General features: G+C 71.3%; 15 protein-coding genes. 8 read left to right on the forward strand and 7 right to left on the reverse strand.

All coding sequences use genetic code 11. From position 1 onward, the window contains the following. Positions 1-8: 8 nt before the first annotated feature. Together ITJ50_RS06755 and ITJ50_RS06760 are read left to right on the forward strand one after the other, a co-directional pair. On the forward strand, positions 9-611 hold the full coding sequence (locus ITJ50_RS06755; RefSeq protein ID WP_042538492.1) for a vitamin K epoxide reductase family protein: 603 nt from the start codon (positions 9-11) through the stop codon (positions 609-611). A 31-nt stretch (positions 612-642) separates the two neighbouring features. After that, positions 643-1506 carry a DsbA family protein gene (locus ITJ50_RS06760; protein WP_042538493.1) on the forward strand — a complete coding sequence of 288 codons (864 nt, stop codon included), beginning with the start codon at positions 643-645 and terminating at the stop codon, positions 1504-1506. A gap of 68 nt (positions 1507-1574) precedes the next feature. Here ITJ50_RS06760 and ITJ50_RS06765 read toward each other — a convergent pair whose 3' ends face one another. The 5 genes from ITJ50_RS06765 to ileS are packed head-to-tail and all read right to left on the reverse strand — an operon-like array spanning position 1575 to position 8113. Then, the gene (locus ITJ50_RS06765; protein WP_017885983.1) at positions 1575-2423 is read right to left on the reverse strand and encodes a DsbA family protein; all 849 of its coding nucleotides are present in this window, start codon (positions 2421-2423) and stop codon (positions 1575-1577) included. Positions 2424-2437: 14 nt separating this feature from the next. Beyond that, positions 2438-2857, reverse strand: coding sequence for a nucleoside-diphosphate kinase (gene ndk / locus ITJ50_RS06770; RefSeq protein WP_017885984.1), 420 nt, complete (start codon positions 2855-2857; stop codon positions 2438-2440). 35 nt (positions 2858-2892) lie between these two features. Continuing rightward, complete coding sequence (locus ITJ50_RS06775; protein WP_017885985.1) at positions 2893-3309, reverse strand: DUF4233 domain-containing protein; 417 nt, start codon at positions 3307-3309, stop codon at positions 2893-2895. Next, positions 3306-4859, reverse strand: a complete 1554-nt coding sequence (locus ITJ50_RS06780; RefSeq protein ID WP_194590179.1) for a bifunctional folylpolyglutamate synthase/dihydrofolate synthase — start codon at positions 4857-4859, stop codon at positions 3306-3308. The genes ITJ50_RS06775 and ITJ50_RS06780 overlap by 4 nt, the downstream gene beginning before the upstream one ends. Then, positions 4856-8113 carry an isoleucine--tRNA ligase gene (gene ileS, locus ITJ50_RS06785; protein ID WP_194590180.1) on the reverse strand — a complete coding sequence of 1086 codons (3258 nt, stop codon included), beginning with the start codon at positions 8111-8113 and terminating at the stop codon, positions 4856-4858. The genes ITJ50_RS06780 and ileS overlap by 4 nt, the downstream gene beginning before the upstream one ends. A gap of 244 nt (positions 8114-8357) precedes the next feature. Here ileS and ITJ50_RS06790 point away from each other — a divergent pair, with 244 nt between their 5' ends. Beyond that, on the forward strand, positions 8358-9380 hold the full coding sequence (locus ITJ50_RS06790; RefSeq protein WP_017885988.1) for a cation diffusion facilitator family transporter: 1023 nt from the start codon (positions 8358-8360) through the stop codon (positions 9378-9380). 375 nt (positions 9381-9755) lie between these two features. Here the strand turns inward: ITJ50_RS06790 and ITJ50_RS06795 are convergent, their stop codons facing one another. Further along, on the reverse strand, positions 9756-10355 hold the full coding sequence (locus ITJ50_RS06795; protein ID WP_194590181.1) for a TetR family transcriptional regulator: 600 nt from the start codon (positions 10353-10355) through the stop codon (positions 9756-9758). A 32-nt stretch (positions 10356-10387) separates the two neighbouring features. On the opposite strand from ITJ50_RS06795, the gene ITJ50_RS06800 reads away from it, so the two are divergent. From ITJ50_RS06800 to ITJ50_RS06815, 4 genes are read left to right on the forward strand one after another with little or no spacing between them, the layout of a single operon-like run. Continuing rightward, positions 10388-12007, forward strand: coding sequence for an ABC transporter substrate-binding protein (locus ITJ50_RS06800; protein WP_056071368.1), 1620 nt, complete (start codon positions 10388-10390; stop codon positions 12005-12007). Between the two features lie 5 nt (positions 12008-12012). Beyond that, positions 12013-13008, forward strand: a complete 996-nt coding sequence (locus tag ITJ50_RS06805; RefSeq protein ID WP_194590182.1) for an ABC transporter permease — start codon at positions 12013-12015, stop codon at positions 13006-13008. After that, entirely contained in the window at positions 13005-13904 is a 900-nt protein-coding gene (locus ITJ50_RS06810) for an ABC transporter permease (protein WP_017885992.1), read from the forward strand. Before ITJ50_RS06805 ends, ITJ50_RS06810 begins: the two co-directional genes overlap by 4 nt. Beyond that, entirely contained in the window at positions 13901-15649 is a 1749-nt protein-coding gene (locus ITJ50_RS06815; protein ID WP_194590183.1) for an ATP-binding cassette domain-containing protein, read from the forward strand. Before ITJ50_RS06810 ends, ITJ50_RS06815 begins: the two co-directional genes overlap by 4 nt. Positions 15650-15798: 149 nt before the next feature. Here the strand turns inward: ITJ50_RS06815 and proP are convergent, their stop codons facing one another. Continuing rightward, positions 15799-17304 (reverse strand): glycine betaine/L-proline transporter ProP, encoded by a 1506-nt coding sequence (proP, locus tag ITJ50_RS06820; protein WP_240048702.1) that lies wholly within the window; start codon positions 17302-17304, stop codon positions 15799-15801. Between the two features lie 347 nt (positions 17305-17651). Here proP and valS point away from each other — a divergent pair, with 347 nt between their 5' ends. Beyond that, a complete protein-coding gene (gene valS / locus ITJ50_RS06825; RefSeq protein WP_056071378.1) occupies positions 17652-20246 on the forward strand; it encodes a valine--tRNA ligase in 2595 nt (864 codons plus the stop codon). Positions 20247-20248 lie beyond the last annotated feature (2 nt).

Here is a 20248-nt window from a genome sequence, read left to right on the forward strand (position 1 = left end):
ATGACCGCGTGACCGCGTCTGCACCTGCCCCCCGTCGTCCGATCGCGATGGCGGTCTTCCTGCTCGTCACCGGGCTCGTCGGCCTGTACGCAGCGTTCCGGCTCGTCCTCGACGAGTTCGCGAAGTACGAGAACCCCAAGGCCGTCCTGAGCTGTGACGTCAATCCGTTCATCAACTGCTCCGACGTGATGGCCAGCTGGCAGGGCCACCTGTTCGGGTTCCCGAACCCGCTGCTCGGCGTCATGGGGTTCGTCGCCCCGATCGCCGTCGCGGTGCTGATGCTGGCCGGGTTCCGGAACGGCTCGCGCTGGTTCTGGATCGCGTTCAACGCCGGCGTGTTCCTGGCGTGGGTGTTCGTGACCTGGCTGTTCACGCAGACCGTCTTCGTCATCGGCGCCCTGTGCCCGTGGTGCATGCTCGTCTGGTCGATGACGATCCCGATGTTCTGGGTCTTCACGATCTGGAACATGGCGCAGGGACGCTTCGGCGCCGGAGCACAGCGCGTCGGGCGCACGCTCCTGCCCTTCTGCTGGACGTTCCCGCTGGCCAACTACCTGGTCATCATCGTCACGATCATCATCATGTTCCCGGCGGTCCTGACCGTCTTCTGAGCCGTCCGGACTGCCCCTACGCTCGGGATCGATGAGCGAGCAGGAGACCAGCAGGGCGCGTCGGGACGCCGTACGGGAACGCGCGCGGGCGACACGGGCGAAGGAGCAGTCGCGCCGCCGTCGCCTCCGCACGCTGGGCATCAGCGGAGCCGTCATCGGTGGGCTCGCGGTCGTCGCGGTGGTCGTCGTCCTGGTGGCGGGATCGGTGCAGCCCGCGGGTCCCGGCCCACGCAACGCGGCGAGCGACGGTGTCCTGCTGACCGGTGTGCACGGCAGGATCGTGCCCGTCGAGACGCGCGCGGTCCCCGCCGGCGGGACGCCGACACCGACCGACCAGGACGGCTCGAAGACCGCCATCGTGGTCTACGCGGACTACATGTGCCCGTACTGCAACCAGTTCGAGACGGCCCAGATGCCCCAGATCCGGCAGTGGGTCGAGGACGGGACCGCCACCCTCGAGCTGCACCCGCTCGGGCTGCTCGACCGGCTGTCGCTCGGCTCGCGGTACTCCACCCGCTCTGCGGCGGCTGCTGCCTGCGTCGCCGACCACGACCCGGACGCGTTCCTGGCCTACAACGCGTCGCTCTCCGGGCACCAGCCGTCCGAGAACACCCGCGGGCTGACCAACGACGAGTTGGCGTCCCTCGCCCGCGGAGCCGGGGCGAGGGCCCCCGAGGTCGCCTCGTGCATCACCGGGCAGCGCTTCGCCGGGTGGGTCGCCGACGCCACGAACCGGGCGGTGCAGGACCCGGTGCCGAACTCGACGCTCGACGGGATCACGAGCACGCCCACGATCCTCGTCGACGGCGAGCAGTACGACCCGGACGGCTCGACGTCCCTCGCTGACCCCGAGGCGTTCGCGTCGTTCGTCCGGCGGCACGACCGCGCGTCCTAGCCCGAGGAGCAACGTGGAACGGCCCCCGCTTCCCATCGGGAGCGGGGGCCGTTCGTCGTGCCGAGGTGTTACTTCGCCGCGGCGTCGATCGCGGTGATGACCGTGCTCAGGTCGTCGAGGCGCTTGCCGTCGACCACGACCGTCGGCGTGCCGAACCCCTGCGGACCCGCGAGTGCCTCGTTCGAGGTGACGGCCTGCGTCGACTTCGTCACCCAGCCCTTGAACCGCTCGGTCGACAGGCACTGGGACAGGTCCGAACCCGTCGCGCCGCCCGCCTTGACGAGCTTCGCGATCTCGGAGTTGGTCAGGCCCTTCGTGCCCTCGGCCGGCTGGTTGTCGAAGAACTGCGTCTGCACGTCGAGGAACTTGTCCGGGTCGTAGTTCGCCACGCACATGGCGGCGTTCGCAGCACGGCTGGCGTACCGGGAACCCGGGTAGCTGCGGTCGAGGATCGACACCGGCTGGATCGCCAGCGTCGCGTCGCCCGACTTCACCTTGTCGAGGATCTGGTCGGCGTAGGCGCCCTCGAACTGCTTGCAGACGGGGCAGGCCCAGTCGACGTACTCGGTGACCGCGACGGCACCGTCACTGTTCGCCGTGGGGGCCGGCGATGCCGAACCCGTCGCGGCCACGGCCGGCGTGGTCACGGGGGTGACCTTGCCGTCCTTGCCGGTGAACTGGATCGCGCCGGTGGCCATGTTCTTCGGCCCGGCGGCGGACAGCACCGGTGCGTTGTTCACGTTCACCACGACGATGGTGATGATCGCGGCGATCGCCACGATTCCCAGGCCGATGCCGCCCTGCAGGAACCACTTGTTGCGGCGCTTGCGGCGCTTCTCGGCGTCGGCACGCTGGCGTGCGACCTCGCGCGCGTGCTGACGCCGCTCGTTCTTGGTGGGTCGGTCGTTGTTCGTCATGTCGTCCCCGCCGCTCAGGCGAACCAGAGCGCGAGCTCGCGCGCGGCCGACTCGGGGCTGTCCGAACCGTGGACCAGGTTCTGCTGCACCTTGAGGCCCCAGTCACGGCCCAGGTCACCACGGATGGTGCCGGGCGCAGCCGACGTGGGGTCGGTGGTGCCGGCGAGCGAGCGGAAGCCCGCGATCGCACCGTTGCCGGCGACGCGCACGGCGACGACCGGACCAGACTGCATGAACTCGACGAGCGGCTCGAAGAACGGCTTGCCCTGGTGCTCCTCGTAGTGTGCGTCGAGCAGGTCGCGCGGCGCCGTGAGCATCTTCAGGTCGACGAGCTCGTAGCCCTTCGCCTCGATCCGGCGGAGGATCTCACCGGTGAGCTGGCGGGCCACACCGTCGGGCTTGACGAGGACGAGGGTCTCTTCGAAGTCGGACACGCAGTACTCCCTGTGTTCGGGGTCGAATGTGGTGGTCAGTCCTCGCCCATGGCCGCTCGGCGCGCGGCGTTCTGACGGTCCAGCTGACCGCCCTTGACGAAGCAGAAGACCCACAGCGCCAGGAACACCACGGCGACCGCGAACATGAACGGTTCGATGAACCCGGTGGCGAGGATGGCCGCCTGCAGCAGCCACCCGAACCATACACCGGCCCGCTTGCCCGTCAGACGTGAGGCAGCTGCGAGGACGATGATCGCGCCGACGCCGCCGCCGAAGGCCGCTGCGGGCGGCAGCGTGCCCTTGCCGAACACGACGAGCATGGGGAAGAAGAACATGATCGCCTCGAGCACGAGCGTGATCGAGAGCAGGCTCTCCTGCGCTCCGCGTTCGCGGCGCGGCTTCCGGGTGCGCGGTGCCCGGCCCGGCCGGGAGGCCCCTGGTGCGTCCGTCACTTCGTCTCGCCTTCGCGGTGCACGAGGTCCATGACCGCGCCCACCATCACGATGGAGCCCGCGACGAGCACGAGGGCGTCCTCGGCGTCCGCCTCGTCGGCCAGGTCGCGTGCCTGCTGCAGGGCGGACGCCAGGGACGGCTCGACGACGACGCGGTCCGCGCCGATCTCGTCCACGACCACCTTGGCGAAGGCATCGGCGTCGAGCGCACGCTCCCCCGGCGGCTGCGTGACCACGAAGGTGGCGACGGTGTCCTTGAGCGCGCGGACGAACCCGCGGGCGTCCTTGTCGCCGAGGATCCCGACGACGCCGACGACGTGCTCCGACGGGAACGCGACCGGCAGTGCCTCGGCCAGGGCCTTCGCACCGTGCGGGTTGTGCGCGGCGTCGACGACGACGGTCGGGTCCGTGGCGATCGGCTGCAGTCGACCGGGGCTGGTCGTGCCGGCGATGCCCTCGGACAGGACGTCCTCGTCGAGGGCCTGGGCCCCACGGCCGAGGAACGACTCGACCGCCGCGATCGCCACGGCGGCGTTCTCGGCCTGGTGCCGGCCGAACAGCGGCAGGAACAGGTCGTCGTAGCGACCGGCGATGCCCTGCACGGTGATGAGCTGTCCGCCCACGGCCGGGGTGACGTCGACGACGCTGAACCCTCCCTGCAAGCTCGGACTGCCCGCCGCTCCGCGACGGTCAGTGACCGGCTCGAAGGGGCCCATGCCCTCGACGGCCAGGGTGGACTCGGTGAGCTCGGCGGCGCGCTCGAGTTCGGCGAGGGCCTCGGGGACCTGCCGGCTCGACACCACGGCGGACGACGGCTTGACGATGCCCGACTTCGTGCGGGCGATCTCGGCGACGGTGGCACCGAGCTGCTTCGCGTGGTCGATGGCGATCGGCGTGAACACCGACACCTGGCTCTGCACGACGTTGGTGGAGTCCCACTCGCCGCCCATGCCGACCTCGATCACGGCGACGTCCACCGGCGCCTCGGCGAAGCACGCCAGGGCGAGCACGGTGAGCGCCTCGAAGAAGGTCAACGGGAGTTCGCCCTTGTCGGCGAGCTCCCGGTCGGTGATCTCGAGCACCGGGGCGATGTCGTCCCAGTTCGAGGTGAACCGGTCCGCTGCGATCGGCTGGCCGTCGATCACGATGCGCTCCCGGATCGACACCAGGTGCGGGCTCGTCATCAGGCCGGTGCGCAGACCGTGGGCACGGACGATGCTCTCGATGGTGCGGCTGGTGGACGTCTTGCCGTTCGTCCCGGTCACGTGGATCACCGGGTACGCCAGGTGCGGGTCGCCGAGCAGCTCGACGGCACGGCGCGTTGCGGTCAGCCGTCGCTCGGGGGCCTGTTCACCGATCCGGGCGTACAGGGCGGCCTCGACACGGCGGACCTCGTCGTCGTCACCCCCGTAGGGCACGGCGTCGGCAGGGCCGTCACCGGCCGGGCCGACCGGGATCCGGATGCCGTCTTCGTCGCGGCCGTCGAACTCGTCGTGTCCGACGAACTCCTCGTTCGCCTCGTGGTCGTCGTACTGGTCGTCGTCGCTCATGCGCGTGCCACCTCCACGGAAACCTTCGCACCGTCACCGACGTCGGTGGTGGTGTCACTCGCCCCGAGGGGCACGATCTCGACGCTCGTCGCCAGGGTCTCACCGGCGATGAGGTCCTGGTGTGCACGGACCGCGCCGTCGGCGGTGTCGTCCACCCGCAGGGTCAGGGCGATGCGGTCGCTAACGTCGAGGTCGGCGTCGCGGCGGGCCTGCTGGACGGCGCGGACGACGTCGCGGGCGAGCCCCTCGGCCTCGAGCTCGGGCGTGGTCACGGTGTCGAGCACCACGAAGCCACCCTCGTCGAGGAACGCCACGGCCACCGAGGTGTCGGCGACGGTGAGGTCGAGCGAGTACTCGCCCTCGATCAGGTCGATGCCGCCGACGGTCACGCCGGAGTCGGTGGCGGTCCAGTCGCCCTTCTTGGCGGCCGGGATGACCTGCTGCACCTGCTTGCCGATGCGGGGGCCGGCGACGCGGGCGTTCACGGTGAGCTTCCGCTCGATGCCGTACTGCGCCAGGGACTCCTCGGCCTGCGCCTCGAGCACCACGCGCTTGACGTTGAGCTCGTCACGCAGGATGTCGGCGAACGGTTCGACCGCAGCCGGGTCCGGCACCACCAGGGTCAGCGTGGCGAGGGGCAGGCGGACGCGCTTGCCCGTGGCCTTGCGGAGCGCCAGGCCCTTCGAGGCGACGTCGCGCACGCGGTCCATCGCATCGACCAGGGCGTCGTCGGCGGGGAACTCGTCGGGATCCGGGAAGTCCGTCAGGTGGACGCTGCGCCCGCCGGTCAGGCCCTTCCAGATCTCCTCGGTGACGAGCGGCGCGAGCGGGGCGGCGACCCGGGTCAGGGTCTCGAGCACGGTGTACAGCGTGTCGAACGCCGCGCGGGTCTCGGCGCCGGCGGCCGCGTCGGCCCCGGTCCAGAACTTGTCGCGCGAGCGACGGACGTACCAGTTCGTGAGCACGTCGGCGAAGTCACGGACGGCCTGGGCCGCCAGCGGGGTGTCGAGCGCGTCGAGGTGCGCGGTGACGTCGGTGACGAGCACCCGGGTCTTCGCGAGCAGGTACCGGTCGAGCACGTCGGTGCTCGCGGTGCTCCGGGTGGCCTGGTAGCCCGACTCCCCGGAGGCGTTCGCGTACAGGGTGAAGAAGTAGTACGTCGACCACAGCGGCAGCATGAACTCGCGGACGCCCTGCCGGATCCCCTCTTCGGTGACGACGAGGTTGCCGCCGCGGATCACCGACGAGGACATCAGGAACCAGCGCATGGCGTCGGCGCCGTCGCGGTCGAAGACCTCGGAGACGTCCGGGTAGTTCCGGAGCGACTTCGACATCTTCTGGCCGTCCGAGCCGAGGACGATGCCGTGGCTGATGACGTTCTGGAACGCGGGTCGGTCGAACAGCGCGGTGGAGAGCACGTGCATGACGTAGAACCAGCCGCGCGTCTGCCCGATGTACTCGACGATGAAGTCGGCCGGGTTGTGCGACTCGAACCACTCACGGTTCTCGAACGGGTAGTGCACCTGGGCGTACGGCATCGACCCGGAGTCGAACCACACGTCGAACACGTCGGTGATCCGGCGCATCGTCGAGGTGCCCGTGGGGTCGTCGGGGTTCGGCCGCGTCAGGTCGTCGATGAACGGGCGGTGCAGGTCGACTTCGCCCTCGGCGTTCACCGGCAGGCGACCGAAGTCGCGCTCAATGTCGGCGAGTGAGCCGTACACGTCGGTGCGCGGGTACTCGGGGTCGTCGGACTGCCACACCGGGATCGGCGTGCCGAAGTAGCGGTTGCGCGAGACCGACCAGTCGATGGCGTTGCCGACCCACTTGCCGAACTGGCCGTCCTTGACGTTGTCCGGCACCCAGTTGATGTCCTGGTTGAGCTGGCCCATGCGGTCGCGGAGCTCGGTGACGCGGACGAACCACGACGAGACGGCCTTGTAGATGAGGGGCTTCCGGCACCGCCAGCAGTGCGGGTAGCTGTGCTCGTAGGATGCCTGGCGGAGCAGTCGCCCGGCGTCGCGGACGGCCTTGGTCAGCGGCTTGTTCGCGTCCGACCAGAGCATGCCGGCGACCTCGCCGAACTGCGACGTGAAGACGCCGCCCTCGTCGAGGGACAGCACCACGGGGATACCCGCGGCGGCGCAGACCTCTTGGTCGTCGGCACCGTAGGCCGGGGCCTGGTGCACGATGCCGGTGCCCTCACCGGTCTCGACGTACTCGGCGACGAGCACGCGCCACGCGTTCTCGTAGCCTTCCTGGTCGGCCAGGAAGTCGAACAGACGCTCGTACTCGACGCCGTCGAGCTCGGCGCCCGTCAGGGTGCGCGCGACGGCGGCGAGCGCCTCGTCACCCGAGCCGTAGCCGAGTTCCTTCGCGTGCGCGGCCACCGTGTCGGACGCGAGGAGGTACGAGGCGGAACCCGCTTCGGCACCGTCAGCCGCGCCTCCAGGCCCTGCCGGGACGACCGCGTAGGCGATCTCCGGGCCGACCGCGAGGGCGGCGTTCGTCGGCAGGGTCCAGGGGGTCGTCGTCCAGGCGAGCGCCCGCACACCGTTCAGGTCGAGCGCGGCAGCGCGGTCGCCGTGCAGCGGGAACGAGACCGTGACGGACTGGTCCTGGCGCATCTTGTAGACGTCGTCGTCCATGCGCAGCTCGTGGTTGGACAGCGGCGTCTGGTCGTTCCAGCAGTACGGCAGGACCCGGAAGCCCTCGTACGCCAGGCCCTTGTCCCAGAGCTGCTTCCACGCCCAGAGCACGCTCTCCATGAAGGTGACGTCGAGGGTCTTGTAGTCGTCCTCGAAGTCGACCCAGCGCGCCTGGCGGGTGACGTACTCCTGCCACTCGTCGGTGTACTGCAGCACCGACTTCTTGGCGGCGGCGTTGAAGACGTCGATGCCCATGGCGTCGATCTCGTGCTTCTCGGTGATGCCGAGCTGGCGCATCGCCTCGAGCTCGGCGGGCAGGCCGTGGGTGTCCCAGCCGAAGCGGCGGTGCACCTGCTTGCCGCGCATGGTCTGGTAGCGCGGGAAGACGTCCTTGGCGTACCCGGTCAGCAGGTGCCCGTAGTGCGGCAGGCCGTTGGCGAAGGGCGGGCCGTCGTAGAAGGTCCACTCCGGGCAGCCCTGGCGCGCGTCGATGGACGCCTGGAACGTGTCGTCACGCTTCCAGAAGGCGAGGATGCCCCGCTCGACGGCGGGGAAGCTCGGCGAGGGGACGACGCCATCGGCATCGGCGTTCAACGGGTACGGCACCGGGACTCCTTGTGGGTTCGCTCGATCTCCACGAGGACGGAGCCAGGCTCCGCGGTACCACCTCGTTTGCCGCCCAACGTCCGCTGTGCGACCACTCTGTGTCGGGGATGGTGACGGTCCCGAACCCGCCCGGTTCTACTGACGGAGGCGCTGGTGCGCCCCGTGTTCTTCCGGAAGCTCCCCGGTGATGGCCGGATCGATGCTCGTGGAACACGACTTTACCGGACGGGAGCATGCTTGAGCGATGCCCGCAGAAGATCGCCCCGAGTCACTCGTCACCGTCCTGATCGCGTTCGGGGCGAACCTGCTCGTCGCGATCGCGAAGACGATCGCCTCGCTCGTGTCGGGTTCAGCGTCGATGGTGGCCGAGGCGGCGCACTCGTGGGCGGACACCGGCAACGAGGTGTTCCTGCTCGTCGCCGAACGCCGGGGCGGCAAGAAGCGGGACGCCGCGCACCCGCTCGGGTACGGACGCGAGACGTACATCTGGTCGATGTTCGCCGCGTTCGGCCTGTTCACGGCCGGTGCGATCGTCTCGATCTACCACGGCATCTCGGAGTTCGGGGAGACCGGGCCGGCCGAGGACGTCGTGCTCAACTACGTCGTGCTCGGGCTCGCGTTCGTGCTCGAGGGCACGAGCTTCCTGCAGGCGTACCGACAGGCGCACGGTGCCGCGACGAAGCGGAAGGTCCCGGTGCTGCGGCACGTGCTGCAGTCGTCGAACCCGACGCTCCGTGCGGTGTTCGCCGAGGACGCGGCGGCGCTGATCGGCCTGGTCGTGGCGTTCCTCGGGGTGTTCCTGCACCAGGTCACCGGGCTGGCGGTCTTCGACGCACTCGGTTCCATCGCGATCGGTGTGCTGCTCGGTGTCGTCGCGATCGTCCTGATCGACCGCAACCGCCGGTTCCTGCTCGGCGAGAGCACGTCGCCGGAGCTCGAGAACGCGGTGCTCGTCGAGCTGCTGGGCCGGTCGCAGGTCGAGCGCGTCACCTACCTGCACCTGGAGTTCGTGGGGCCGTCGCGGGTGTACCTCGTCGCGGCCGTCGACCTGACGGGCAACGAGACCGAGGAGCACGTCGCGGTGCGGTTGCGCGACGTCGAGCAGTCGCTCGAGGACAGCCAGTACATCGAGGAGGCCGTCCTCACCCTGAGCTACCCGGGCGACGAGTCCCTGGTGCCGACCGACGGCGCTGTCCCCGAGGTCGTGCGGGACGGCACCGCGTCGGACGTGGCGGCCGGTGGCGCGGGGACCCTGCGCACGGAGTGAGCGTCGGCGCGGTCGCGGGGCGGCGTGGCGGCAGGGCTCGGGTCGCGAGACGCCGGTGTGTCGGCAAGACGCCGCCATGTGCTCGAGACGCCGCCGGATTCGGCGGCGTCTCGCCGGTGAGGCGGCGTCGTAGAAAGACGACGGCGTGTTCCGTGAGCGACCGCGCGGCGGACGGGAGGCGCGGTGCCGGGCCGCCACGGGCTTCCCGTCCGTCTTCCCGCCACGTGCACCGCCCCACACGCGGGAGGAAGACGCCGGTGTGTCAGTAAGACGCCGCCATGTGCTCGAGACGCCGCCGGAATCGGCGGCGTCTCGGCGACGAGGCGGCGTCGCACGAAGACGACGGCGTGTCCGGGGGCGGAAGACGCCGGCGTGTCAGCGAGCGTCGAGGCCCGCGACCACCGGTGTGAGCGCCGCCGCGACGTACTCGACGAGTGCTCGGCGCCCGACCCCGTCGGTGACCCACACCCCGAACGCGGCAGCGGCGGCCCCGAGCATCGCACCGGACACCGTCTGCGGCCAGAGCGCTCGCGGCTGCTCCCCCGTGCGGCCCGCGACGAAGGCGGCGACGGCCTCGTGCTGCGCCGTCACCCGGACCGCGACGCCGGCCACCAGCTCGGGCCCGATGCCCATGACCTCGGCCTGCGCGACCGCCCACGGCACCCGCTCGGGGTCGTGGGCGCGAGCGGCGTCGAAGAGCGCCTGTTCGACGGCCCGTACGGCACTCGACTCGGTGGACGCTGCGAGGTACCCGGGCAGCCCGGCGACGGCGGCGTCGAGTTCGAGCCACATCACGTCGGCCTTCGCCGGGAAGTAGTTGAAGAACGTCGCGCGGCTGACCCCGGCGCGGGCGGCGATCTGGTCGACCGTGGTGCGCCCGTACCCCTGCTCGAGGAACAGCTCGGCGGCGGCGTCCGCGAGGACCTCGGCGCTCGAGCGTCGGGGGCGGCCACCGCGGCGGATCGGTTCGTCCATGGGCCCCAGTAAACCGTTAGACTCGGTCAGCCATGATCTTGGACTCAGTACAGAAAACCCTCACCGCAGTCGCGGGCGCCTCGGCGGTCCTGCTCGTCCTGGCTGCCTGCAGCGGACCGGGCACGAGCACCGGGAGCAGCACCCCGGTCGCGGGCGGCACACTCACCTACGCCTCCGGCGACGCCGAACCGACCTGCCTCGACCCGCACGTCGGCGGCAACTACCCGCAGGCGCTCCTGGCGACGCAGTACATCGAGGAGCTCGTCGGGCTCGAGGACGGCAAGCCGACGCCGGAACTCGCGACGAAGTGGACCACGGGTGACGACGGGAAGACCCTGACGCTCACCCTGCGCGACGACGTCACCTTCACCGACGGCACCCCGTTCGACGCCGCCGCCGTCGTGGCGAACATCGAGCACGTGCAGGACCCGGCCACCGCCTCGAGCACCGGGTACCTGGCGCTGCAGTCCATCACGAAGGCGACCGCCACCGACGACCACACCGTGACGCTCTCGCTGAGCCGGCCGGACAGTGCGCTGCTCGAGTCCCTCTCGCAGCCCTGGGTCGGTATGGAGTCCCCGAAGGCGCTCGAACGGAAGCAGGCGACGAACTGTGAGTCCCCCGTCGGCACCGGCCCGTTCCGGGTCACCGGCTGGAAGCACGGCGACCGCGTCACCCTGACGAAGAACACCGACTACTGGGGCAAGACGAAGCCGCGCCTGTCGGGCATCACGTGGCGGTTCCTGCCGGACTCGACCTCGCGCTACGCCGCGCTGCAGTCCGGCCAGGTCGACGTGATCGACAACGCCCAGCCCGACCAGCTCAAGGCCGCGTCGGCGAAGGGCGCGATCCGCGACCTCGACGCCCCCCGCCCCGGCGCCTCGAACCGGCTCGAACTGAACTCCGGGCACGGCGTGTTCCGCGACCAGGCAGTCCGCCAGGCCTTCATCGCCGGCGCCGAGATCGACCCGGGCCTGCAGTCGCTGTTCCTCGGCACCGCGAAGCGCTCGTACTCGGTGCTCTCGAGCGCTGAGCCGCTCGCGTACTCCGACAAGAGCCGGTTCGACTACTCGCCGTCGAAGGCGAAGCAGCTGCTCGACGACGCCGGGTGGAAGGTCGGCTCGGACGGCGTCCGCGAGAAGGACGGCCAGCAGCTCACCGTGACGTTCCCCGTCTCGACGAACCAGTCGGTGCCGGCCGAGCGCAGCCTGTTCCAGCAGATCCAGGCGTCCGAGAAGGCCGTCGGGTTCAAGGTCGTGCTCGACGAGCTCGACCTGTCCAGCTGGTACGCCGCCCTGGCCGCGAACGAGTACGACGTCGTGAGCGCCCCGTACACGAAGGTCGGCCCCGACGTCCTGCGGATCCTGTACGACAGCGCGAGCATCGAACCGGCACCGTCCGGCTACTTCGCGAACCTGGCCCAGCTCGACGACCCCGCGCTCGACCGGCTGCTCGAGCAGGCCGCCCGCACCTCGGACGCCGACGAGCGCGCCGACCTGTACGAGCAGGCGCAGAAGGCGATCCTGGCGAGCGACACCGTGCTCCCCCTGTACGACCAGCAGAACCACTTCCTGGTGCGCTCGGCCGTGCACGGCATCCGGACCACCCCTGTGTCGACGCCCTGGTTCGGCACCGCCTGGATCGACCGCTGACACGGATGCGGTGGGTCTGGTGGGCCGTCCGGCGGCTCGCCGGGGGCATCGGCGTGCTCTGGGCCGTCGCGACGATCGTCTTCGTCGCGATCCGGCTCATCCCCGGTGACCCGGCGCTCGCGATCCTCGGTGGCCCGGGGTCGCAGGCCTCGGCCGAGGCCGTCGCCCAGGTCCGCCACGAGTACGGCCTCGACCAGCCGGTCCTGGTGCAGTACGCGGTGTTCCTCGGCCGCCTCGCGACCGGGCAGCTCGGTGACTCCTACGCGTTCCGCACCCCGGTCGCGACGCTCCTCGGCCAGCAGCTGCCCGTCACGCTGACGCTCGCGGTCGCCGGGCTCGTCGTCGCCTGGGTGCTGGCGATCGTCGCCGCGTGGGCCTCGACGCAGCGCGGCCGCATCGCCGCCGGGCTCACCAGCGCCCTCAGCGTCACCGCGAGCGTGATGCCGCACTTCTGGCTCGGCAGCGTGCTCATCGTGGTGTTCGCCACGTCCCTTGGGTGGGTGCCGGCGGTCAGTGACGGCACCGCACGCGGCTGGGTGCTGCCGGTGCTGACCGTGGCCGTGCCGGTCGCCGGGTACCTGGCCGAGACCGTGCGCGACGGCGTGGTGGACGCGCAGCGCTCGGCCTTCGCGCTCGCCGCCCGGGGCCGGGGCGAGACCCGCCTCGGACTGTTCGGACGGCATCTGCTCCGGCACGCCGCCCTGCCCGGGATCGCACTGTCCGCGTGGGCCTTCGGATCGCTCGTCTCCGGGGCCGTGGTCGTCGAGTCCGTGTTCGCCCTGCCCGGCATCGGCCGCGCGCTGGTCACCGCCGTCACCCAGCGGGACATGCCCCTCGTCGCCGGCATCGCGATGGTCTCGGCGGCCGCGTACGTGGTCGTGCTGGCCGTCGCCGATCTGGTCGAGCGTGTGGTCGACCCGCGCAGCACCGCACGGAACGCGACCGCGCGCCCCGGCACCGCGCGACGCCGTGGGCCCGGCCGTCCGGCGGGCGCGCGGTGAGCGGGATCGCCGACCCGGGCCTCCAGACCGGTGCGTCCGCCCACCAGACCGCCGTCGGCACCGAGCGCGTCCGTGGGGGGACGCTCGGCGTCGGCGGCACCGCCGCGGCGGTGGTCGTCCTGGTCGCCGTCGTCGCGGCGGCCTGGCCAGCGCTGCTGGGCGGCGGCGATCCGCTCGCGGTGCACCCGACCCAGGCACTGACCGCCCCGAGCGGTGCACACCCGTTCGGCACCGACGAGTCCGGCCGCGACGTCCTGGCACGGGTGGTCGCGGGGACCCGCGCCTCGCTCGTCGTCGGCGTCGCCGCCACCCTGATCGGCGGCGGAGCGGGCGTCCTGCTCGGTGTCGTCGCCGGGCTCGGCGCCGGGGCCGGACGGCTCGGCCGTCTGCTCGACGCCGTCATCGGCCGTGTCACCGAGGTCGCGTTCGCCCTGCCGCTGCTGCTCGTCGCGCTGGTCGTCATCGCCGTGACCGGTCCGGGTCCGGTGCCGGCGGTGCTCGCCGTCGGGTTCGCGACCGCTCCCGGTTACGCCCGGATCGTGCGGGGCCTGGTCCGGACGGCCCGCGGTTCGCAGGTGGTGGAGACCGCCGTGCTGCTCGGCCGCTCCCCCGCCCGCACCGTCGTCCGGCACGTGCTGCCGACGGCGCTCTGGCCCGTCGTCGCCGTCGCCACGCTCGGGGTCGGGCAGGCGGTCGTGTGGGCATCGGCGCTGAGCTACCTCGGTGTCGGCACGCCCCCACCCGCGCCGGAGTGGGGCGCGATGCTCGCCGACGGTCGCACCTACCTGCAGACCGCGCCGTGGATGAGCACCTTCCCCGGACTCGCGATCGTCGTGCTCGCGACGGCCGTCACCGTGCTCGGCCGGGCGATCCGACGGAGCGGGGCCGCGCGGTGAGCGCCGTCCTCGACGTCCGCGGACTCACCGTCGCCATCGGCGGGACCCCGATCGTGCACGGTGTCGACCTGCGCGTCGACGCCGGTGAGTGCGTCGCCCTGGTCGGCGCCTCCGGCTCGGGCAAGACCGTCACCGCACGCGCCGTGCTCGGCCTGTCCGCGCCCGGCGCCGCCGTGAACGCCGAAACGTTCACGGTCGACGGTGTCGACGTCGGCGGGTACACGGACCGGCGGTGGCGCCGGCTGCGGGGATCGCGCATCGGCTACGTCGGCCAGGAGGCGCTGGGCGCGTTGGACCCGCTGCGTCCCGTCGGGCGCGAGGTCGCCGACAGCCTCCGCCTGCACACCGAGATGCGTGCGGCCGAGCGCGTGGACGCCGTGCGTGCTGCCCTGGCCGCGGTGGGCCTCGACCCGGACACCGCGACCGACGGCCGGCTCGCCGGGACACTGTCCGGTGGGATGCGACAGCGTGCCCTCATCGCCGCGGCCACCGTCGGGTCCCCCGCGCTGCTGGTCGCCGACGAACCGACGACGGCGCTCGACGTCGGGGTCGCCGTCACCGTGATGGAGCAGTTGCGGGCAGCGCAGAGGCGGGGCGCCGGACTGCTCGTCATCACGCACGACCTGGGGCTCGTCGCGGGGTGGGCCGACCGGGTCGCCGTCGTGCACGAGGGCCGGATCGTCGAGCAGGGTGCGGTCACCGGGGTCTTCGCGGCGCCGCAGCACCCCGCGACACGGGCGCTGGTGCGCGCTGCCGGTGCTGCCGCGGCGGAGCCGGCGCCACCGCACGGTGCCGATCTTGCCGATCGGTGCGAGGTCGATGGCTCCGTGCAGTCCTCTGACGCTGCACCGAGCGGCCAACCTCGCACCGGCCGCACGACTCCGTACCGTGCGCCGATCGGCAACCGCGACACCGAGCGCGAATCCTCGCACGGTGCGAGGGACGTGCTCGCGGCGCAGGGGCTCTCGCGGGAGTACGGCGGGCTGCTCGCGGTGGATGACGTGTCGTTCGGGCTCGAGCGGGGCCGGGTGCTCGGGGTGATCGGCGCCTCGGGCTCGGGCAAGACGACGCTGGCGCGGATGCTCCTCGGCCTCGAGACGCCCGACGCCGGCACGGTCACGCTCGACGGCGAACCCTGGGTCCCGCTGCCCGAGCGCGAGCGACGCCCCCGACGGCACCGGCTCGCGGCCGTCGTGCAGGACCCCGGCGCGACGTTCGACGAACGGTGGAACGTCGAACGGGTCCTCGCGGACGCGTTCTCACGCGGTGACGAACGGCGGGCGCGCGGAGCGCTCGGCGAACGGGTCGACGCGGCGCTGCGACAGGTCGACCTCGACCCCGTGCTGCGGTCCCGCTCCCCCCGCACCCTGTCCGGCGGGCAACGGCAGCGGCTCGCGATCGCCCGCGCGCTGGCGACCGAGCCCGAGGTGATCGTGCTCGACGAGCCGGTGACCGCCCTCGACGCCACGGTGCAGCACGCCGTGCTCCGGTTGCTCGAACGGCTCCGCGACGAGACCGGGGTGGCGATGGTGTTCGTGTCGCACGACCTGCGGGCGGTCCGGCGGATGGCGGACGACGTGCTCGTGGTGCACGCCGGCGCGGTCGTCGAGCACGGCCCCGCCGCCGAGGTCTTCGCGCGCCCCGCCCACCCGGTGACCGCGCGGCTGCTGCACGCCGCGGAGCGGCTGGCGGCGGGCCCCGCCGCGGGTCCAGCCGCCGCGACCGCGGCCGGCTCCACGGGCTGAGCGACGGTCCACGCGGTGCCGCGCCCGCGGACTGTCGCTGTGCGCGTGACGTCGCCAACGGCTCGGAACGGCCAGGAGGCCCGGCGCGCGTTCCGAGACGGAACGTGCGCCGGGCCTCCTGGCCGGGTTGCCGCGGGGCGGCTGGGTCCTCAGGAGCCGGAGGGCTCCTTCGATGCGGCCTCGGCCGAGATGATCGGGATCTCGCTCGTCGAGAACTCCTTCGCCCAGTCGGACTGCGCGAGCTCCGACGTCGGGTCGTTGTAGTCCTCGATCACGCCGGCGACCTCGTCCTCGGACCCGACCGTCGGACCGGAGCCCATCAGCGGGCTCGCGGCGGTCTCCTTGGTGAAGTACACCGCGACCAGGCCGATGACGGCGGCGAGCATCAGGTAGAACGCGGGGATGTCCTCGGCCCAGCCGTACCCGGCGTCCTTCGCGGCGTTGATGAGCGCGGCGGTGGCGAGCGGGGTGGTCCCACCGAAGAGCGACACCGACACGTTGAACGCGATCGCCAGGGCGCCGTAGCGGATGATCGTCGGGAACAGCGCGGGCAGCGTCGACGGCATGGTCGAGGTGAACGTGACGAGCACGACGCCGAGGATCAGCAGGCCGGCGAACACGCCGACGCCGGTGCCGGTCTGGACGAGTTTCAGGGCCGGCCAGGACAGCAGGATGAAGCCGATGCAGCCGGCGGCGAGCACCGGACGGCGCCCGAACTTGTCGGACAGGCGACCGCCGAAGGTGATGACGACCATCATGAGCAGCATGACGATGACGATGAGGATCAGGCCGAACGTGGCGTTCTGGCCGAGGTTCTGCTCGAGGTAGGTCGGCATGTACGAGAGCAGCATGTAGTCGGTCACGTTGAAGACCAGGACCAGGCCGATGCAGATGATGAGCGAGCGCCAGTTCTCGGCGAAGAGCTTGAGGAACGGGGTCTTCTGCCCCTCGCGCTCGGCGGCCTGCTCCTGCTGCTTCTGGAACGCCGGGGTCTCTTCCAGCTTGAGGCGCAGGTAGAGACCGATCAGGCCGAGCGGGCCCGCGACGATGAACGGGATGCGCCAGCCCCAGCTGAGCAGGGCGTCCTCGGACAGGCCGAACTGCAGGGCGGTGACGATCGAGGCGCCGAGCACGTAGCCGGCGAGCGTGCCGAACTCGAGCCACGAGCCCATGAACCCGCGGCGCTTGTCGGGCGAGTACTCGGCGATGAAGGTCGCGGCGCCGCCGTACTCACCACCGGTCGAGAAGCCCTGCACGAAGCGGGCGACGAGCAGCAGGACGGGAGCCCAGAAGCCGATCGTGTCGTACGACGGGATCAGGCCGATCATGAGCGTGCCGGCGGCCATCAGGATCATCGTCAGCGCGAGGACCTTCTGTCGGCCGATCTTGTCGCCGATCGGGCCGAACACGGCACCGCCGATCGGGCGCACGATGAACGCGGCGGCGAAGAAGCCGAACGTGGCGACGATGTTCGCGGCCGGGTCGCCCTGCGGCAGGAACACCTGCGAGATGGTGACCGTCAGGTACGCGAAGATGCCGAAGTCGAACCACTCCATGGCGTTGCCGAGCGCGGCAGCCGCGACGGCACGCTTGAGCAGCGACTCCTCGACGACGGTGACGTCGTCCTTCGTGAGATCGCGACGAGCGCGCTTCACGGCGCCCTTCGTGCGCAACGGCCGATCGCCGTGCGGTTGGGGTGCGTTGTTCGGTGCCAAGTCGTTCCTCCGGGGTGCGGTGCTTCCTTCGGGCGTCCGGCGGACGGCGACGTTGCAGCTCCTGCGAACCCTGCGTTCGCCGGACAAACTCCGACAGACTAGCAGGCTCTTGGCGTGTCCGACAGGTCGGTGTGGTAAGTCCCGGTCGGCAGCGGGCCGCGGACGCCCCGCGGCCCGGCTCAGGACGCGTGCGCGGCCGCTACGATTGGGGCACCGCGCGTCAGGCGCGCAACACTCAGGCACCTCATCACGGACTCGGTGCCGCACACACGGACGGAAGGCGCACCATGACCAAACCCATGCCCGAGAAGCCCAGCGTCGACGGACTGGAGCAGGTCTGGGGGCCCGTCTGGGAGCAGGACGGCACGTACCGCTTCGACCGCGACGCCGCCGGTCACCGCGACGCCGTCTGGTCGATCGACACCCCGCCGCCGACCGCCTCCGGTTCGCTGCACATCGGGCACGTGTTCTCGTACACGCACACCGACCTCAAGGCCCGGTTCGAGCGGATGCGCGGCAAGCACGTCTTCTACCCGATGGGCTGGGACGACAACGGCCTGCCGACCGAGCGTCGCGTGCAGAACTACTACGGCGTCCGCTGCGACCCGACCCTGCCGTACGACCCCGACTTCACGCCGCCGTTCGAGGGCGGTGACGGCAAGTCCTCGAAGGCCGCCGACCAGCTGCCCGTGTCGCGCCGCAACTTCATCGAGCTGTGCGAGCGCCTGACCGTGCAGGACGAGCAGCAGTTCGAGGAGCTCTTCCGCACGCTCGGCCTGTCGGTCGACTGGACCCAGTCGTACCGCACCATCGACGACACCTCACGAGCGAGCGCCCAGCGCGCCTTCCTGCGCAACCTCGAGCGCGGCGAGGCCTACCAGGCCGACGCCCCGACCCTGTGGGACGTCACGTTCCGCACCGCGGTCGCGCAGGCCGAGCTCGAGGACAAGGAGATGCCCGGCGCGTACCACGGCATCGCCTTCCACCGCACCGACGGTGGGGACGACGTCGTCATCCAGACCACCCGCCCGGAGCTCCTGCCGGCCTGCGTCGCCCTGGTGGCACACCCGGACGACGAGCGGTTCCAGGACCTCTTCGGCACCACGGTGCGCTCCCCCCTGTTCGACGTCGAGGTCCCGGTGCTCGCACACCACCTGGCGCAGAAGGACAAGGGCGCCGGCATCGCGATGGTCTGCACCTTCGGTGACACCACCGACGTCGTGTGGTGGCGCGAGCTGCAGCTGCCGAACCGCGCGATCATCGGCTTCGACGGCCGCGTGCGCTCCGACGAGCCCGCATGGATCGAGTCCGCGAAGGGCCAGGAGCTCTACGCCGAGATGGCCGGCAAGACCGTGTTCTCGGCCAAGAAGGTCGTCGTCGACGCGCTCACCGAGTCGGGCGAGCTGATCGGTGACGTCAAGACCATCCAGCACCCGGTGAAGTTCTTCGAGAAGGGCGACAAGCCCCTCGAGATCGTGTCGACCCGCCAGTGGTACATCGTCAACGGTGCTCGCGACGAGCAGCTGAAGAGCACGCTCCGCCAGCGCGGCGAGGAGATCGCGTTCCACCCGGACTTCATGCGCGTCCGCTACGACAACTGGGTCGGCGGCCTGTCCGGTGACTGGCTCATCTCGCGCCAGCGCTTCTTCGGCGTGCCGCTGCCGGTCTGGTACCCGCTCGACGCCGACGGCAACCCGGTGTTCGACCAGCCGATCGTGCCGACCGAGGCGCAGCTGCCCGTCGATCCGGCCTCCGAGCCCGCCCCCGGCTTCACCGAGGACCAGCGCGGCGTCGCCGGCGGGTTCCAGGGCGAGCTCGACGTCATGGACACCTGGGCGACCTCGTCGCTGACCCCGCAGCTCGCGGGCAAGTGGGAGACCGACCCGGCGCTCTACGACCTGGTGTACCCGTACGACGTCCGCCCGCAGGCGCAGGACATCATCCGGACGTGGCTCTTCACGACCGTGCTCCGCAGCCAGCTCGAGGCCGACGTGGTGCCGTGGAAGCACGCCAGCATCTCCGGCTTCATCGTCGACCCCGACCGCAAGAAGATGTCGAAGTCGAAGGGCAACGTCGTCACGCCGCTGTCCATCCTCGAGCAGCACGGTGCCGACGCGGTCCGCTACTGGGCGGCCTCGTCCAAGCTCGGCACCGACGCGGCGTTCGACCCGCAGAACCCGAAGCAGATCAAGGTCGGTCGTCGTCTGGCGATCAAGGTGCTCAACGCGGCGAAGTTCGTCTACGGCTTCCCGCTGCCCGAGGGCGCCACGAGCGTCACCGAGGCCCTCGACGTCGACATGCTCGCCGAGCTCGGCGCGGTCGTCGAGCAGGCCACCGCCGCGTTCGACGGGTTCGACCACGCCCGTGCCCTCGAGATCACCGAGCGCTTCTTCTGGACGTTCTGCGACGACTACCTCGAGCTCGTGAAGGAGCGCGCCTACGGCACCGCGTCCGACGCGACGCACGAGACGCAGGCGAGCGCGGTGCTGGCGCTGCGCGGCGCGATCGACGTGCTGCTCCGACTGCTGGCACCGTTCCTGCCGTACGCGACGGAAGAGGTGTGGGCCTGGACCCACGACACCAGCGTGCACCGGGCCTCCTGGCCGACCGCTGCCGACCTGCCCACCGACGCGGCCCCCACCGGGCTGCTCGCAGCCGTCGGACAGGCGCTCATCGGGATCCGCGGTGCGAAGACGGCGGCGAAGGCGTCCCAGAAGACGCCCGTGACGCGTGCCGTCGTCGCGGCACCGGCCGAGACGCGGGTGCTCATCGAGCGCGCGGCGGTCGACCTGGCGGCCGTCGGCCGCATCGAGAACCTGTCGTTCGTCGACGGCGACGAGCTCGCAGTCACCGAGATCGAGCTCGCGGAGCAGCAGGCGTAACG

It is taken from the genome of Curtobacterium sp. VKM Ac-2889 (genome assembly GCF_015350855.1).
GTDB lineage: Bacteria > Actinomycetota > Actinomycetes > Actinomycetales > Microbacteriaceae > Curtobacterium > Curtobacterium poinsettiae.